This window comes from Streptomyces sp. NPDC048383, assembly GCF_040651775.1.
Taxonomy (GTDB): domain Bacteria; phylum Actinomycetota; class Actinomycetes; order Streptomycetales; family Streptomycetaceae; genus Streptomyces.
The window spans coordinates 1-3,294 of record NZ_JBEZKS010000129.1 but is presented as its reverse complement, the minus strand read 5'-3'; the positions used below and the strand labels follow the sequence as shown (position 1 = coordinate 3,294).

1 rRNA gene is annotated in these 3,294 nt (G+C 56.7%); it reads left to right on the top strand.

Features of this window, described 5'->3' with window-relative positions:
• The first annotated feature begins 149 nt into the window (after window positions 1-149).
• Window positions 150-3,272: ribosomal RNA gene (locus tag AB0D46_RS38240) — 23S ribosomal RNA — on the top strand.
• Window positions 3,273-3,294 lie beyond the last annotated feature (22 nt).

Here is a 3,294-nt window from a genome sequence, read left to right as displayed (position 1 = left end):
GTGCCTGGCACGTTGTTGGGTATCTGAGGGCACGGCCGTAAGGTCTTGTCTTCGCGATGCCGGCCCCAGTGAACTCGCCAGCTTGTCTGGTGGGGTGATGGGTGGCTGGTCGTTGCTTGAGAACTACACAGTGGACGCGAGCATCTGTAGGCCAAGTTTTTAAGGGCACACGGTGGATGCCTTGGCACCAGGAACCGATGAAGGACGTGAGAGGCCGCGATAGGCCCCGGGGAGCTGCCAACTGAGCTTTGATCCGGGGGTGTCCGAATGGGGAAACCCGGCAGTCGTCATGGGCTGTCACCCACTGCTGAACACATAGGCAGTGTGGAGGGAACGAGGGGAAGTGAAACATCTCAGTACCCTCAGGAAGAGAAAACAACCGTGATTCCGGGAGTAGTGGCGAGCGAAACCGGATGAGGCCAAACCGTATGCGTGTGATACCCGGCAGGGGTTGCGCATGCGGGGTTGTGGGAATTCTTTTGATCGGTCTGCCGGCCGGTCGGCGAGTCAGAAACCGTTGATGTAGTCGAAGGACATGCGAAAGGTCCGGCGTAGAGGGTAAGACCCCCGTAGACGAAACATCAGCGGCTTGCTTAAGAATCTCCCAAGTAGCACGGGGCCCGAGAAATCCCGTGTGAATCTGGCGGGACCACCCGCTAAGCCTAAATATTCCCTGGTGACCGATAGCGGATAGTACCGTGAGGGAATGGTGAAAAGTACCGCGGGAGCGGAGTGAAATAGTACCTGAAACCGTGTGCCTACAAGCCGTGGGAGCGTCGCTCATTGAGTTTACTCAATGGGTCGTGACTGCGTGCCTTTTGAAGAATGAGCCTGCGAGTTAGCGGTGTGTAGCGAGGTTAACCCGTGTGGGGAAGCCGTAGCGAAAGCGAGTCCGAACAGGGCGATTGAGTTGCACGCTCTAGACCCGAAGCGGAGTGATCTAGCCATGGGCAGGTTGAAGCGGAGGTAAGACTTCGTGGAGGACCGAACCCACCAGGGTTGAAAACCTGGGGGATGACCTGTGGTTAGGGGTGAAAGGCCAATCAAACTCCGTGATAGCTGGTTCTCCCCGAAATGCATTTAGGTGCAGCGTCACGTGTTTCTTGCCGGAGGTAGAGCACTGGATAGGCGATGGGCCCTACCGGGTTACTGACCTTAGCCAAACTCCGAATGCCGGTAAGTGAGAGCGTGGCAGTGAGACTGTGGGGGATAAGCTCCATGGTCGAGAGGGAAACAGCCCAGAGCATCGACTAAGGCCCCCAAGCGTACGCTAAGTGGGAAAGGATGTGGAGTCGCAGAGACAACCAGGAGGTTGGCTTAGAAGCAGCCACCCTTGAAAGAGTGCGTAATAGCTCACTGGTCAAGTGATTCCGCGCCGACAATGTAGCGGGGCTCAAGCGTACCGCCGAAGTCGTGTCATTGCAGCAATAGGGCCAACGCCCGCTGTGATGGGTAGGGGAGCGTCGTGTGCCGGGTGAAGCAGCAGCGGAAGCTAGTTGTGGACGGTTCACGAGTGAGAATGCAGGCATGAGTAGCGATACACACGTGAGAAACGTGTGCGCCGATTGACTAAGGGTTCCTGGGTCAAGCTGATCTGCCCAGGGTAAGTCGGGACCTAAGGCGAGGCCGACAGGCGTAGTCGATGGACAACCGGTTGATATTCCGGTACCCGCTTTGAAACGCCCAATATCGAATCCATTGATGCTAAGGCCGTGAAGCCGTTCCGGACCCTTCGGGGAAAGGAAAGTGGTGGAGCCGTCGATCCAAGGTGGTAGTAGGTAAGCGATGGGGTGACGCAGGAAGGTAGTCCAACCCGGGCGGTGGTAGTCCCGGGGTAAGGGTGTAGGCCGAGGGGTAGGCAAATCCGTCCCTCATTAAGGCTGAGACCTGATGCCGAGCCGATTGTGGTGAAGTGGATGATCCTATGCTGTCGAGAAAAGCCTCTAGCGAGTTTCATGGCGGCCCGTACCCTAAACCGACTCAGGTGGTCAGGTAGAGAATACCGAGGCGTTCGGGTGAACTATGGTTAAGGAACTCGGCAAAATGCCCCCGTAACTTCGGGAGAAGGGGGGCCATCACTGGTGATCGGATTTACTCCGTGAGCTGGGGGTGGCCGCAGAGACCAGCGAGAAGCGACTGTTTACTAAAAACACAGGTCCGTGCGAAGCCGTAAGGCGATGTATACGGACTGACGCCTGCCCGGTGCTGGAACGTTAAGGGGACCGGTTAGTGCACTTTCGGGTGTGCGAAGCTGAGAACTTAAGCGCCAGTAAACGGCGGTGGTAACTATAACCATCCTAAGGTAGCGAAATTCCTTGTCGGGTAAGTTCCGACCTGCACGAATGGCGTAACGACTTCTCGACTGTCTCAACCATAGGCCCGGTGAAATTGCACTACGAGTAAAGATGCTCGTTTCGCGCAGCAGGACGGAAAGACCCCGGGACCTTTACTATAGTTTGATATTGGTGTTCGGTTCGGCTTGTGTAGGATAGGTGGGAGACTTTGAAGCAGCCACGCCAGTGGTTGTGGAGTCGCCGTTGAAATACCACTCTGGTCGTGCTGGATGTCTAACCTCGGTCCGTGATCCGGATCAGGGACAGTGTCTGATGGGTAGTTTAACTGGGGCGGTTGCCTCCCAAAGAGTAACGGAGGCGCCCAAAGGTTCCCTCAGCCTGGTTGGCAATCAGGTGTTGAGTGTAAGTGCACAAGGGAGCTTGACTGTGAGACCGACGGGTCGAGCAGGGACGAAAGTCGGGACTAGTGATCCGGCGGTGGCTTGTGGAAGCGCCGTCGCTCAACGGATAAAAGGTACCCCGGGGATAACAGGCTGATCTTCCCCAAGAGTCCATATCGACGGGATGGTTTGGCACCTCGATGTCGGCTCGTCGCATCCTGGGGCTGGAGTCGGTCCCAAGGGTTGGGCTGTTCGCCCATTAAAGCGGTACGCGAGCTGGGTTTAGAACGTCGTGAGACAGTTCGGTCCCTATCCGCTGTGCGCGTAGGAATATTGAGAAGGGCTGTCCCTAGTACGAGAGGACCGGGACGGACGAACCTCTGGTGTGCCAGTTGTCCTGCCAAGGGCATGGCTGGTTGGCTACGTTCGGGAGGGATAACCGCTGAAAGCATCTAAGCGGGAAGCCTGCTTCGAGATGAGTATTCCCACCTCCTTGAGAGGGTAAGGCTCCCAGTAGACGACTGGGTTGATAGGCCAGATGTGGAAGCCCGGTAACGGGTGGAGCTGACTGGTACTAATAGGCCGAGGGCTTGTCCTCAGTTGCTCGCGTCCACTGTGTT